Genomic DNA, 14,467 nt, shown 5'->3' with positions numbered 1-14,467 from the left:
GGATTTTGAAAAGTGGTACAATATTATAATGAGTGTAAACTGATAATGAAAGAAGTGAAATAGATGACTTTAGATGTCAAGGAAAGTGAAATTGTCGAAGCGGTATACGAAAGTAACCAAACTTGGGTTTCTGTAGAAGCAAAATTAGATTATGAATTAGATCCTACAATATTATTTCATGTAACCGAAGATTGTGCAGGAGACCGTTTCTATTTCAAGAAAAATGACAACGAAACTTCATTCTTTGGCTATCATGCTATTAAGAGATTTAAAAATGATTTTGAAAATAAGCAATCTATTTTCCGCGAGTGGGAAAAATATAAGAATGATATTGAATTAATACATCCAAGCTCCGAGAAACATCATTTGAAAATATGTGGTGGTTTTCAATTTTCATCACATAAATCAGGGGATGAATGGCGCGAATTTGGTATTAATCATTTTGTCTTACCAGAAGTGTTGGTGACGATGGAACAAGGAAAAACATTTATCACATATACTGTAGAATCCGAGAACTTTGAAATAGATGCTTTCTTAGCAATTATTGATAAGCTTACTCAAAAAGATATACAGCTGAATGACAAAATAGGAGATATTAAGCGGATCGATGACATTTATAAAGATGAATGGCGTGATCTAGTTAAAGACACAATTGATATTTTAGACGAAAATAAAAAAATTGTACTTGCAAGAAAACGACTGATTATATTTGATAAGAACGTCAATATCTCATACATCTTAAACAGAGCAATACAGGGTGAACATAATAGTTATTTATTTGTATTAGAATCGCAAGATAGTGTGTTCTTTTCACAGACACCTGAACAGTTAATGGAAATAAGCGATGATGTTTTATCTACAAAAGCAGTTGCTGGTACAATTAAGAGAACACATCAAGAAGAAATAGATAAAGCAAATATAGATGCATTTTTAAATGATGAAAAAAATTTAAATGAACATCGTTTCGTAGTTGAAAGTATTTTAAATGATATTAAACCTTATGTAGAACAAATTACTTTCAATGAAAAACCACAAATTTTAACGAATGATCATTTATTTCATTTATACACTAAAATTAAGGGCCGCTTAACCAAGACATCTTATATTGGCTTACTAGATAACTTACATCCTACGCCAGCATTAGGTGGTTACCCTAAGGACGAAGCAATTTCTTATATTGAGCAGTATGAATTTGGTACAAGAGGTCTATATGGTGCGCCAGTTGGCTATATAGATATGTATGATAACTGCGAATTTATTGTAGCTATTAGGTCTATGTTAATTAAAAAGAACCAAGCAACATTATTTGCGGGGTGTGGCATTGTGCATAATTCTGATGCTGATAGTGAAGTAGCAGAAACTGCTGTTAAATTTAGTCCAATGATGAAAGCTTTAGGAGTAGAGAAATATGAATAATCATACAGATGCTTTAACAAAACAAGTTTTCACACTTGTTTCGGAAATATATGCATATGGCATAAGAGAAATCGTAATTAGCCCAGGGTCTCGTTCAACGCCTTTAGCAATCGCAATTGAGGCGCACCCTAAGTTAAAATCTTGGATTCATCCAGACGAACGTAGTGCTGCCTTTTTTGCTATGGGTTTAATGAAAGGCAGTGAAAGACCAGTTGCGGTTTTATGTACATCTGGCACGGCTGCTGCAAATTATACCCCAGCGATTGCAGAAAGTAATTTAAGTCATTTACCTTTAGTAGTTTTAACAAGTGATAGACCACATGAATTAAGGGGTATAGGCGCACCGCAAGCGATTAATCAGACAAATATGTTTGAAAATTATATACATTACCAATTTGATTTTCCTATAGCAGATGCTAATGAAGTGCAAGATTATATGGCTGATACTGTAAAATTTCAAATGCAAAAAGCGAGTCAATATTTATACGGCCCACACCGAGGCCCGATACATTTAAACTTACCATTTAGAGAACCTTTAACGCCTAACTTAGAAAAAGTAGAGTGGCTAACTTCAGATAACAAAATTTTGCCACATTATCAAAAAACAACGAGTATTAATGAGATAAGCACAATTATGCAAAAGCGTAAAGGGCTCATTATTGTTGGTGATATGCAACATCAAGATGTAGACCAAATTCTTACATTTGCTACGATACATGATATGCCAATTTTAGCCGATCCTTTAAGCCAATTGCGTAGGGAACATCATCCTAATGTGGTGACGACGTATGATTTATTGTATAGATCCGGATTATCAATTAATGCTGATTTTATAATACGAGTCGGTAAACCAGTCATTTCTAAAAAAGTAAATCAATGGTTAAAAGCGACTGAAGCATTTCAGATATTAGTGCAAAATAATGATCGTCCAGATGCATTTCCAAAGGTGCCTCATGTATCTTATGAAATGTCTGCTAATGATTTCTTTAGACAACTATCTGAAATACCTGCGGTTGAACGAAAAAATTGGTTGGAAAAATGGCAATCATTAGAAAAACAAGCACATATCAAAATAAAAGACCATTTAAGAACAGCAACTGACGAATCAGCATTTGTAGCTAATGTATTAGATAAATTGACAAAAGATGATGCACTATTTGTAAGTAATAGTATGCCAATCCGTGACGTTGACAATTTATTTATTGATTGTGAAGCGGAAGTTTATTCTAATCGTGGTGCTAATGGTATAGATGGCGTGGTTTCTACTGCGATTGGTATGGCAGCGCATAAACGTGTAACATTATTAATTGGTGATTTAGCATTTTATCATGATATGAATGGATTGCTAATGTCTAAATTAAATGATATTAATTTAAATATTGTCCTGTTAAATAACGATGGTGGAGGTATTTTCTCTTACTTACCACAGAAAACAGCAGCAGATAGTTATTTTGAAAGACTATTTGGTACACCGACAGGCCTGAACTTCGAACACGCTGCGTTACTCTATGATTTTACATTTAAGCGCTTTGAGTCAATAGAAATGTTTAAGTATGCAGAACTATCAAAATTTGGATCTCATATCTATGAGATTATGACAAATCGTGACGAGAATTTAAATCAGCATCAAAATCTTTATACGAAACTGAGTGATATCATTAATGTTACATTATAAGTTTCACCAATCAAAGAAAGATACGAATCAACTATTGATTTTATTGCATGGTTTTATCAGTGACCAAACTACATTTGATGACCATATCAGTCTGTTTACTGAAGAAGTCAATGTATTAACGATTGATTTACCTGGTCACGGCCACGACCAATCAAATCAAAGTTATACATGGTGTTTTAAGTTTATTTGTGAAGAAATAAATCATACACTATCGTTATTTAATACGTATCAATTATTTTTACATGGCTATTCCATGGGTGGTAGAATAGCATTATACTATGCACTATATGGAGCATATAAATTAAACGGATTGATTTTAGAAAGTACATCGCCCGGTATTAAAAAAGAAGAAGATCGTATTGAAAGGATTCAGGTAGACCAAGCACGTGCAAAAGTTTTGGAAATTGCAGGTTTAGAAATTTTTGTCAATGACTGGGAAAAGTTACCTTTATTTCAAACACAATATGATTTGAGCAAAACAAAGCGACAAAAAATGCGTCAGATGAGAATGCAGCAAGCGCCAATGCGTTTAGCAAAAGCATTGCGAGATTATGGAACTGGACAAATGCCCAATTTATGGCCAAAAATAAAGGATATAAACGTGTCCACATGTATCCTTGTAGGTGCTTTAGATGAAAAGTTTGTAAGCATTGGTCAGAAAATGAGTCAATTGATACCAAATAACCGTTTGTTCAAAATTGCTGATAGTGGACATACAGTACATGTGGAAGAAATGGCAGAATTTGATAAAATAGTATTAGGCTTTATTTATAAGGAGGAGCAAAATGACTAGACAATGGGAAACAATCAAAGAATATAAAGAGATTAAGTATGAATTTTATAATGGAATCGCTAAAGTAACCATTAATAGACCTGAAGTACGTAACGCATTTACACCGAACACTGTCCAAGAAATGATGGATGCATTTTCAAGAGCGCGCGATGACCAACGTATTTCAGTTATTATTTTAACTGGTGAAGGCGATAAAGCATTTTGTTCAGGCGGAGACCAAAAAGTGCGTGGCCATGGTGGTTATGTAGGCGATGATCAAGTCCCTCGTCTTAATGTATTAGACTTACAAAGACTTATCCGTATCATCCCAAAACCAGTTATTGCTATGGTTAGAGGATACGCAATCGGTGGAGGCAATGTATTGAATGTTGTTTGTGACCTAACAATCGCTGCTGATAATGCCATATTTGGCCAAACCGGTCCAAAAGTAGGATCATTTGATGCTGGTTATGGTTCAGGTTACTTAGCTCGTATTGTAGGACATAAAAAAGCACGTGAAATTTGGTACTTGTGCAGACAATATAATGCTCAAGAAGCTTTAGATATGGGCTTAGTAAATACAGTAGTGCCATTAGATGAAATAGAAGATGAAACTGTTAAATGGTGTGAAGATATCATGCAACATTCACCTACTGCATTAAGATTCTTAAAAGCTGCAATGAATGCGGATACTGACGGTTTAGCTGGGTTACAACAGATGGCCGGGGATGCTACATTACTGTATTATACAACTGACGAAGCTAAAGAAGGTAGAGACGCGTTTAAAGAAAAACGCGACCCTGATTTCGATCAATTTCCTAAATTCCCATAATTGAATCAATAAAGATTTGGTAAACCAAACGACGATTCGTTTGGTTTATTTTTTTACGAAAAATGCTTTATAATGAGAAAATTAATTGCAAATCTAAGTTTTGGCACTAAATATATGCGTAATATACTATTAATATTTTTTGGGTTACCTGTAAAACTAGAAAATGATTAGAATAAAATGGGTTTCGGTGACATTACATTGATAAACGCTAGTATTTTTAAAAGTTTTGAGTAGTTTATTATTATATTTTACAGCAAATAAAAATTCTATTAATATAATTGCGAAAGGTTAGAGGAGCGTATGTATGACATAAAATACAAAGAACCATATAATGAAAGAAATGTGTTTTCTATTTTATGTACCAAGTAAAGAAGTAGTAAACAAGTTTAATAGACATCTAAAGCAGTATGATACTAGCTTTCCGAACTGAGCGGTAATGCTATATATTGAAAATAAAGTTACTGTATATATTAAAACTTTAGGCGACAAACGCTATTTAGCTTCAGGAATAATTAGCACGATTATAAAAGTCTAGGAAAGAAAGGATTGATTGAACGAATAAGAATAGAAGCAGACGAACGTAGCGTTAAAGTAAAATGAACAGGAAGAGGCACAGCATTAAAAGATCATTTTAAACAAATTGCAGTGACATGTTACAACAGTTTTATATAAATCCAGAAGATATAGAAATGTTTTATAAATTAATACAAAAATTTGCAGAAAAACATTTATTAACTGTTTATGTATGCGTTTTCTTTTCGTTACAGTTTTCCTTATTAATAAACTATAACAGCGACGCTAAGTTTTAATATACTATAACAAAGCATCACCGTTATACAATTAATATCGTTCTATAAGATACTGCTCTAACCTTCTCATAGCTTCTTTTAAAGCATCGAGTTCATAAGCATATGAAATACGTACATGCCCCTTACCAATATCTGTAAAAGAAGAACCAGGAACCATTGCAACATGGGCTTTTTCAAGCACATCGACACAAAATGTAAAATCATCTTCTGTAAAGTTTTCAATATTGGGGAAGATATAAAATGCACCTTCTGGTTTAGCATCTAACTTAAAGCCGAGAGATTGAAGTTTATCAATTAAAAAATCGCGTCTTTCCATATAGGCTTTATTCATATATTGTGGAGCATCTAGGCCTTCGTTTAAAGCAGCAATACATGCAATTTGAGCAGGCACATTAGCACAAATACAATTATACGCATGCATAAAAGTTAATTTTTCTATTAAATATTCTGGACCAAGTAAAAAGCCAATGCGAATGCCAGTTGCAGAATGCGACTTACTTAAACCATTTACTAGTAACAATTGATCACGAATAGATTCGAATTCGGCAAAGGAAGTATGTTTGTTATTAAACGTATTTTCGGCATAAATTTCATCACTAATGATGAAGATTGCTTCATTTTTTAGTACATTAGTAATCGCTTGAACTTCGTCATAAGTTAGAATTACACCTGTTGGGTTAGTAGGATAGTTTAATAGAATGGCTTTAGTTTTAGATGTTATATGTTTTTTTATGGCATGGGGTGTAATTTTAAAGTTCGTTTCAGTTGTATCAATAAACACAGGTATGCCACCAAGTGTTTTTATCAGTGGTATGTATCCAGCGTAAATAGGGCTAGGGATTAATATTTCATCTCCGTGGTTTATAATGCTTCTTAAAACTGTGTCTAATGCTTCACTCGCCCCATTAGTAATAATAATTTCCTCTGAACTATATTGAAAACCATAACGCTGTTTGAAATATTGACTAACTGCGTTTCTTGTTTCAAGTAAGCCTTTATTATGTGAATATTTCGTTTGGTCTTCTTTTATAGCATTAATATAAGCATTTTTCACTACGTCAGGCATAGGAAAGTCTGGTTGACCAATAGTTAAGTTTATACAATCATCAATGTCTTTTATTTTATTTGAAAATTGTCTAATACTTGGCGCTGTTAAAAATTTGGAATTGTCATTTAATGATAGTTTCATCGTTTTCACCTCAAAATAGAAATACCGATTTGTAGTTAAAATAGGTACGGATAGCTTAATTTATCAAATTACTACTATCATAACATATTTGTATGCACTACAAATCGGATTAATATAACATTACTCTTTAAAATTAGAAGGGGCTTGCAAGTTAATCACTGGGTTAGTCCATTTCGAAATAAATTTTGTTGATAACACGTATACAATGATACTTGTTAGCAGGATAAGATATATATAAGTCATCACAGAAATATGCTCTTTAAAAGGATAGACACCAAACCCACGTATAACGCCAATAACGATACCATGTAATAGATAAACATACATTGTTCTTCGTCCAATATAAGTGAAAAATCTTTCTTTCTCTGGAACTAAGTTTAGAAAAGAAAACATCGTTATTAAAATAATAAAGTATAATAGTAAACGTTTTATTGGACTATAAAGGTCAAGTTTACCTTCGAGTGACATATAAGGCGAGTGGCCTAAAAGCCAATCAGAATTAATTGGATGTATAGTATAGATGATGAAAAATATTACAAGTACACCCATAGCGATAGGGGCAAACTTTTTATTTCTTAATGTAAGTGTGTGATTACTTGTAAATAAATAACCTAAATAAAATATAGGGAAGAACATGATTGTCCTTGAAAAACTTAAATAATTGTCAATATTATCAGAATAACCTGCAAATAAAGAAATAATTATAGCAATAGGTAAGACATAATAAGGTTTATAATCTTTTACTATGACTAATATGACATGGAAGAAAAATAAGGTAAGTAAAAACCATAATGCGAACACCGGATCAAAAGGATCAAATGTAACGCTATCTTCCTTTCCAGTGAAATAATAATAAAAAGTAAAAAATACAAAGAAAATAAAATAAGGTACTAATAATTTTTTAGAAACTTTTTCTAAATAACCAGCTTGGCCTGCTTTTTTAGCAAAATAACCTGAAATAAATAAAAAGCACGGCATATGGAAGCTATAAATAGTTAAATAAAGCGATGATAGATATTTACTTTCTTCCGTGTATGGTTGTAATAAATGACCAAATACAACAAGAAATATTAATATCATCCTTGCATTATCAAAGAAAAAGTCTCTTTCTTTTAATTGTGCCATGTGGTTGCTCCTTTTATAATGCAGGTGAAAATATAATCACTGTTACTAATTTATTATAAAACATATGACAAATGCAACAAAATCGACTGATTTGTAGATTATCATTGTATATTAGGAAGAATAACATTATAATATTAGAAAATAAAATAATAAATTTAAATGCTATTGAACATTTTAATTAAAGTAGTGGAGATGAAACAACATGTATAAACAACTTGAGCAATTAATTACACTTACAAGTAACGATTTAAATTTAGTTAGCAGAAGGTTTGGGCAGCGCACTGATTTAACATCAGAACAATTAGAAATGTTACGTATTTTACACCATTACAACATGTTATCGCAATATGATTTAACTATGAAAATTAATAAAGAACAGTCTATTGTGTCTCGATGGATTAAAAAACTTTGTCAGATGGGCTATATTACGAGTAAACAATCAAGCAAAGATTTAAGATGTAAAGATTTAATGGTTACAGAAAAAACCAAAGCGCTTGTGCAACAAATCAATGAAGTAAGGGTAGCTTTAATTGAAGCGAGATGTCAAAATTTAACCTCAACGGATATTGAGTGTTTAAATAACTTATTACATAAACTAAATAATCGGCATACCTACGTCCAATAGAAAAGATTCAAAATCATACACTTAGAATTATTCACTAATATAAATCAACTTTATGAGTAGTATTTCGCTATCTTGATTTATATATGAACGAAAGGGAATGAACTAGTTCGATAATAGTTTAAGCTTATTCTAATCAACTTCTGCCAATATTATAAAGGTTGTAGACACTTTCTATGGCTAAGGCTTTTTAAGATTCTATATTAAACAGGGCTGATATAAAAGTCAGACCTGTTTTTTTATATATACTGCATATCATATTAATTCCGAGACTTGACGCTTCTTCGATCAAAAAAAGAGATTAAACAACTTAGGTTGCTTAATCTCAAAATTTTGTATCAGTTCTCTTTGACAAAGAGCCAATTAAATTGAATTATTTATACGTATCTACGTCGAAATATTTACCTAATTTATCCATTGAATCATAGAAACCTTTGATACGTGTAGCATTATGAGATGCCCATGCAACATCTGTTGCATATTGATGTACCCCTGGGTTGTCCGGATTCCAACGCATTTTATATAAAGTGTTTTGCCCTTGATTGATGTACGAATTTGCAATAAATTTAGCGCCGCCTACAATTGCTTTTTTAACAGTATCCCAACCATTGTTTTTAGCTGTGACAAAGCCTTGTTTAACAGCGTCACTATCAACTGCACCTATACCAAACATGTTATAGTATTTTTTCGATCCATCAGTAACAACTTTATTATTTACAACATCGCCGCCATTAGCAAGCGTTGAAGTGCCGTTACCTGTTTCAAGAAGTGCATGTGAAACTAAGTAAACTTCATTAATGTTATAAGCTTGTGCAGCTTCACTAAATGCTTCCCCTTGACCTTCTAAAATTCCTTTACCAACAAGTAATTTATCTAAATCCATTCCAGAAATATTTTGTGCTTTGTCTAAGCGTAAAAATTGATATTTTTGAGTTGGATCTTTAGCAAGTTTATTACTATCCATAGCGTTTTTAATTTCATTAGCTGTAGCATCTTCCCATTTTCCAGGTGTACGCTGAATTTGAGGCTTGAATTTTAAACCATGTTGTAATGCTACTGCCTGATCTAAAGTTAAATTAGATTTATAGTATTTCACAAGTTCTTTGCGTAAATCATTTTCTTTAATCCAAACGACCTTGCCGTTAGATAATTTACCATGATACCAAGTTACACCATTAATGATTTGTTTTTCAAAAACCGTGAAGATACTTTCATGGAAATCTTTTAATGAGCCAGCTGCTTTTGTAGAATTTGGATCAAGATAGTAACTTCCATTAGCGTTGTAAATGATATAATCGAATTTTTGTGGTGTGATATCCGATTGCGATTGAACTGCATTTAAATCTTTAGCAGAAACCCAACCTGTTTTATTATTAACGTTGCCGTAAAGGTATTCATCTTTATCAACGAATACAGATTTAGAGGCATTGAAGTTGTTATGCTTAATATTATTTTGGGTATCTAATTGCTGTGCTTTAGTTCCCCATGGGATTGCATATAAGCCATTATTAGTTCCCTTCACTGTGTATTGTCCATTTGTAGCTTTAGTTTTACTTAAATTACGAGTATTAATGTCTTTGGTATTGACCCAACCAATAGGCGTATTCTGTTTCGAATTTTGGATTAAAACATACGTGTTGTCGCCTTGAGTACGTTGCTTTGTAACTGTAAATGTACGTCCAGCAAATTTAGATGCATCTTTACCTTTTTGATCGTAAACAGTCGTTTTGATGCCTGCATTATTTGTATTTAATTGACCAATCTTACTAACTGATTTAGTCGGCGTTGAAGTAGCTTGTGTAGCTGCCTCTTTAACTGTGATATCTCGTGTCTGCATCCAACCTAAGTTTGTATTTGTTTTATTATCAGTAATTAAATAGAATGAATTATTTCCTAACGTAGCTTTCTTACTTAATTTGTAAGTATTGCCATTAACATAAGATTTTTGAACACCTTGTTTATCATACACAGATGTATAAACGCCATGATTCGATTTAGCTACAGTACCTTGTTTGTTTGTAAGTGTATTTACAGTCAATTGTCCTGTGTTTGTAGTAGGGGAGGTAGCTGTATTATTTGTTGAAGATAACTTGCTCACGCTTACCCAACCAGATAAATTGTTAACTGTACCGTAAACGTAATTTGTTTTACCTATTTGTTGCTGTTTTATTGCTTTAAAAGTTTGGTTAGAAGTACCAGAAACTGTGCCTGCTTTTTGAGAACTTGTGCCCCAAGGTACTGTATAAACAACTTCACCAGGTTTTATTTTATAAGTTTGATTATGCTTTGTAACTGTTTTAGCTGTATTATAATCCACATCAGCTTGGTGCACCCAACCAATTAAATTACCATTATTGTAATCAGAAACTAAATAGAAGTTTTTATCTCCTAGAGTAGCTGATTTTGTAACTTTTAATGTTTGGTTTGTACGATTCGTTTTCTTGCCATTTTGATCATAAACTGTCGTATATAAACCATTATTATTAGTATTTATACGTCCAACACCATCATTTTTAGATACAGTTAATTTACCAGTGTTTGGTTTCGTCGTAGAATTATTTGATTCATTTTTACTGCCACTTGTACTTCCTGATGAACTTGAGCCCCAAGCAGCTGCCTGACCAGTTTTAATTAAATATTTTTCATAAATTAAATCGTAAAGTTCGTCATAACTATAATTGTGGTTTGCCAAATAACCATGAGGATCAGTATGGTCAGATCCTTCTAAATATTTGCTGACTGCTTGATGCGTCCAAACAGTACCAACACCATCGTACTCAGCACTATCAGGTGCGAGACCATAATATTGTAAATTTGTAGCTGCATAATCAGCATAGTTATTGATTGAACGTGCAAATGAATCGTAATCATGCGTATGAACTAACTCAACGTGTATAAAACGGTCGTTTGCAGCTGGGCCAGCGCCCCATGCTAAATAATCAGTATTTGCTGTTTCAATAATACGGTTACCATCTACGTAGGCATGTACAAATGCACTATTATAATTATTTTTCATATAATTAATTTCGCCAGTAATTGTTGAATTATCGTTGGCTGTATCATGCATAACGATACCTTCAGGTTTGCCATAACGATACTGATATTTTGGTAAATAACTTGCAATATCTTGCTCATAATTTGGCGCTTGGAAATTATTATTACGAATATAATTATTAATAGATGAATTTACTTTTGGTGTATATTTTGGTAATGCACTTTTAGTTGCAGATTTAGTGCTAACAGCAGATCTTGTTGCTGTTGTTGGGCTGCTACTTACAGATCTTGCCATTCTTAATTTTGGCGCAGATGCATTACTGTATACATGTGCAATTTCCTGTGATGTATTATTATCTGAGTTTGTTGAATCATTTTCTTCTATATCTGTACTGACAGATGGAGAAGGTGTAGATACTTTATCAGATTTTGTTTCAACCTTATCGTTAGAAAATTTGCTGTCTGCTACATTAGTAGTTTTGTTATTAACTGCTTGTATATGTTTAGTATCGCTTGTATCTTCTTTTTGAGAAGCCACTTCATCAGATTTTGCCTCAGTTTCATCATTAGCAGCATCATTATCTTTAGCGACAGTAGTAGGATCATCCGTTTCTACCTCATTACTGTTATCATTGTCTACTAATTGATTAGACGGAGTTGTATCCTCAGATTGAGTTTCTGCATCGTTAGAAGTGTTGTTGTCTTTTACGTTAGTTGTTGTGTCATTGTTTTGCGCATGTTTAGCATCGCTTGTATCTTCTTTTTGAGAAGCCACTTCATCAGATTTTGCTTCAGTTTCATCATTAGCAGCATCATTATCTTTAGCGACAGTAGTAGGATCATCCGTTTCCACTTCGCCACTGTTATCATTGTTTACTGATTGATTAGACGGAGTTGTGTCCTCAGATTGAGTTTCTGCATCGTTAGAAGTGTTGTTGTCTTTTACGTTAGTTGTTGTGTCATTGTCTTGCGCATGTTTAGCATCGTTCGTATCTTCTTTTTGAGAAGCCACTTCATCAGATTTTGCCTCAGTTTCATCATTAGCAGCATCATTATCTTTAGCGACAGTAGTAGAATCATCCGTTTCCACTTCGCCACTGTTATCATTGTTTACTGATTGATTAGACGGAGTTGTGTCCTCAGATTGAGTTTCTGCATCATTATTAGAAGCGTTGCTATTTGCTACACTAGCTGTGTTTCCATTAACTTGAGCATCGTTAATATCTCCCGTTTTGGTAGATGTTTTGTCAGATTCTGTTTCAGTATTTTCATGAGAAGCGTTATTGTCTTCTGTACCAGTTGTAATATTATCCACTTGATCATATTGAGTATCGCTCGTTTTTTCTGCTTGAGTAGCAGTTTCATTTTCAGAAGTAGGTTCAACTAGATCTTGTTGAATTTGTTCAGCAGTAGTTGAAGTTTTCTCTAATGATTGTTTTGAAGTTTCGTTAGTTTCAGTTTCTTTTTGTTCTGAATTAATTTGTTCTTCTTGATTTTGAGCATTATATGTATTTTGACTTGATGTGTTTTTATCTAGTTCATCTAACTGAGCGTCATAATTTTCAGGTTCATCTGTTGAAAGTGCTTGAACTTGCGTAGGGTCATTATAAATTTGAGTGCCTGAAATATTGGTTGTTGGTTTGCTAATTTCAGACTTTATTTCTTCGCCTTGTTTTAAAGTATTTCCATCGTCTAACACATTCTTACTTGACGTTTGGTTTTGATTATTGTCAGCCGCATGTGCGTGATGTGTTGTCAAAGCTGTGCCGGCTAATGTTAATGCAACGATTGAAGGTACTTTATAAGTTAATTTTTTCTTAGTCATTTAACTGCCCCTTTTACTGTTATTATTTAATACCATTATAATACGACTATAGTTTTAATAAATTGATTTCATTGATTTGTAATATAAAATTAATCTTATTAAGCCGGGGGAAAAGTATAAAACATTTAAAAAAGGCGTAAACACGCCTTATTTTTTTGGTATTAAAATATTACACCCTTTGGAATGTTACATAATAAAGATGCATTTTAAATATAATTTATTTAGATTGTTTTCGTCATAACGATATGTTCTATATTTTCTTCTAAGAAAACATCACCAAATGTTGTGTATCCCAATGTTTCATAAAAGTGTTGTGCATGACACTGAGCATTCAAAGTTAAAGTATGATAGTCTGCTTCTTTTGCTGCTGCTTCGATAAATTGCATTAGAGATTTACCGTATCCTAGTTTTCTATGAGAAGCTAAAATAGCCACTCTTTCAATTTTTGCGCCATTTTTATAGGTTCTAAATCTTCCAGTAGCAAAAGGGGACTGAAGATTGTCATAACCTATAACATGAGTGGAAGAAGATTCAAATTGATCTATTTCATTTTCGAGTGGGACGCCTTGTTCAAGCACAAAAACTTTTTTTCTAATTTCATATGCATCGTTTAACATATCAGATGTATTAACAATTTTAAAAATCATAAATAGCCTCTTTTCTATTAATATAATAAAACTACCCTATCACAACTATAGTGTGATAGGGTAGTTATTTTACGAATTATTGAGCTTCTTGTCTAACCAAGGCAGTGTATTGCCAAAAAATTCTCATTTGGGCGATATTCCAATTGTTCATCCCCATAGTAAATCCTGACGGTCTAAATAAATTGACGTCTGTTACTTCCAAAGCTGCGGCAATTAAATATTGTAAGGGCACACTGATTTGTTTCATAGTTTCCGTGATGCCATTCTGGTTATAAACCCAAGAAAAGGGCAATTCTGATTGGAAAACATCAACTTTTTCAAAAATTTCTGGAAGTGCAACGATATAACACGCACCATCCACAACTGGATTATGGTCACTATCTTTGTAGTATATCCGCAAAGCTTCATAATTTTCACGGTGTGCGTGATTAACATAGAAAAATTCATTTCTAAAATGTGCCATATCTTGGCTATGGATTAATTGTTGTTCTAAAACATTGAACATGCCGTTTATGTTTACTAATTTTTCATATGTTTTTCGTGACATACCACGTGCTCCTT

Annotated in this window: 10 protein-coding genes; 5 read left to right on the top strand and 5 right to left on the bottom strand. The window is 32.7% G+C overall.

The annotated features are described in order from the left end of the window. Window positions 1-63 precede the first annotated feature (63 nt). From BJG89_RS09950 to menB, 4 genes are read left to right on the top strand one after another with little or no spacing between them, the layout of a single operon-like run. Complete coding sequence (locus BJG89_RS09950) at window positions 64-1,416, top strand: isochorismate synthase (protein WP_096810445.1); 1,353 nt, start codon at window positions 64-66, stop codon at window positions 1,414-1,416. Beyond that, window positions 1,409-3,091 carry a 2-succinyl-5-enolpyruvyl-6-hydroxy-3-cyclohexene-1-carboxylic-acid synthase gene (gene menD, locus BJG89_RS09945; protein ID WP_096810444.1) on the top strand — a complete coding sequence of 561 codons (1,683 nt, stop codon included), beginning with the start codon at window positions 1,409-1,411 and terminating at the stop codon, window positions 3,089-3,091. The genes BJG89_RS09950 and menD overlap by 8 nt, the downstream gene beginning before the upstream one ends. Further along, window positions 3,078-3,884 carry a 2-succinyl-6-hydroxy-2,4-cyclohexadiene-1-carboxylate synthase gene (gene menH, locus BJG89_RS09940; protein WP_096810443.1) on the top strand — a complete coding sequence of 269 codons (807 nt, stop codon included), beginning with the start codon at window positions 3,078-3,080 and terminating at the stop codon, window positions 3,882-3,884. Before menD ends, menH begins: the two co-directional genes overlap by 14 nt. Then, window positions 3,877-4,695 carry a 1,4-dihydroxy-2-naphthoyl-CoA synthase gene (gene menB, locus BJG89_RS09935; protein ID WP_096810442.1) on the top strand — a complete coding sequence of 273 codons (819 nt, stop codon included), beginning with the start codon at window positions 3,877-3,879 and terminating at the stop codon, window positions 4,693-4,695. The genes menH and menB overlap by 8 nt, the downstream gene beginning before the upstream one ends. Before the next feature lie 840 nt (window positions 4,696-5,535). Here menB and BJG89_RS09925 read toward each other — a convergent pair. Further along, a complete protein-coding gene (locus BJG89_RS09925) occupies window positions 5,536-6,693 on the bottom strand; it encodes an aminotransferase class I/II-fold pyridoxal phosphate-dependent enzyme (RefSeq protein WP_096810441.1) in 1,158 nt (385 codons plus the stop codon). A gap of 120 nt (window positions 6,694-6,813) precedes the next feature. Beyond that, window positions 6,814-7,818 carry an acyltransferase family protein gene (locus BJG89_RS09920; RefSeq protein ID WP_096810440.1) on the bottom strand — a complete coding sequence of 335 codons (1,005 nt, stop codon included), beginning with the start codon at window positions 7,816-7,818 and terminating at the stop codon, window positions 6,814-6,816. Window positions 7,819-8,020: 202 nt separating this feature from the next. Between BJG89_RS09920 and BJG89_RS09915 the strand changes: the two genes are divergently transcribed. Beyond that, window positions 8,021-8,443 (top strand): MarR family transcriptional regulator, encoded by a 423-nt coding sequence (locus BJG89_RS09915; RefSeq protein ID WP_096810439.1) that lies wholly within the window; start codon window positions 8,021-8,023, stop codon window positions 8,441-8,443. 370 nt (window positions 8,444-8,813) lie between these two features. Here BJG89_RS09915 and BJG89_RS09910 read toward each other — a convergent pair whose 3' ends face one another. The 3 genes from BJG89_RS09910 to BJG89_RS09900 form a co-directional block, all read right to left on the bottom strand. Next, window positions 8,814-13,259: a glucosaminidase domain-containing protein gene (locus tag BJG89_RS09910; RefSeq protein ID WP_096810438.1), complete on the bottom strand. Its 4,446-nt coding sequence runs from the start codon at window positions 13,257-13,259 to the stop codon at window positions 8,814-8,816. 221 nt (window positions 13,260-13,480) lie between these two features. After that, window positions 13,481-13,903, bottom strand: coding sequence for a GNAT family N-acetyltransferase (locus tag BJG89_RS09905; RefSeq protein WP_096811227.1), 423 nt, complete (start codon window positions 13,901-13,903; stop codon window positions 13,481-13,483). 79 nt (window positions 13,904-13,982) lie between these two features. Further along, entirely contained in the window at window positions 13,983-14,453 is a 471-nt protein-coding gene (locus BJG89_RS09900) for a DUF2538 family protein (RefSeq protein ID WP_096810437.1), read from the bottom strand. Window positions 14,454-14,467 lie beyond the last annotated feature (14 nt).

The organism is Staphylococcus nepalensis (assembly GCF_002442935.1).
In the GTDB taxonomy this organism is placed as follows: Bacteria; Bacillota; Bacilli; order Staphylococcales; family Staphylococcaceae; genus Staphylococcus; species Staphylococcus nepalensis.
This window is presented reverse-complemented; position numbering and strand designations above follow the sequence as displayed.

Bases quoted from the DNA above. Each gene is read 5' to 3' on its own strand.
- menB (WP_096810442.1), top strand. From the start codon at position 3,877: ATGACTAGACAATGGGAAACAATCAAAGAATATAAAGAGATTAAGTAT.
- BJG89_RS09910 (WP_096810438.1), bottom strand. From the start codon at position 13,259: ATGACTAAGAAAAAATTAACTTATAAAGTACCTTCAATCGTTGCATTA.
- BJG89_RS09925 (WP_096810441.1), bottom strand. From the start codon at position 6,693: ATGAAACTATCATTAAATGACAATTCCAAATTTTTAACAGCGCCAAGT.
- BJG89_RS09920 (WP_096810440.1), bottom strand. From the start codon at position 7,818: ATGGCACAATTAAAAGAAAGAGACTTTTTCTTTGATAATGCAAGGATG.
- BJG89_RS09900 (WP_096810437.1), bottom strand. From the start codon at position 14,453: ATGTCACGAAAAACATATGAAAAATTAGTAAACATAAACGGCATGTTC.
- BJG89_RS09950 (WP_096810445.1), top strand. From the start codon at position 64: ATGACTTTAGATGTCAAGGAAAGTGAAATTGTCGAAGCGGTATACGAA.
- BJG89_RS09915 (WP_096810439.1), top strand. From the start codon at position 8,021: ATGTATAAACAACTTGAGCAATTAATTACACTTACAAGTAACGATTTA.
- menH (WP_096810443.1), top strand. From the start codon at position 3,078: ATGTTACATTATAAGTTTCACCAATCAAAGAAAGATACGAATCAACTA.
- menD (WP_096810444.1), top strand. From the start codon at position 1,409: ATGAATAATCATACAGATGCTTTAACAAAACAAGTTTTCACACTTGTT.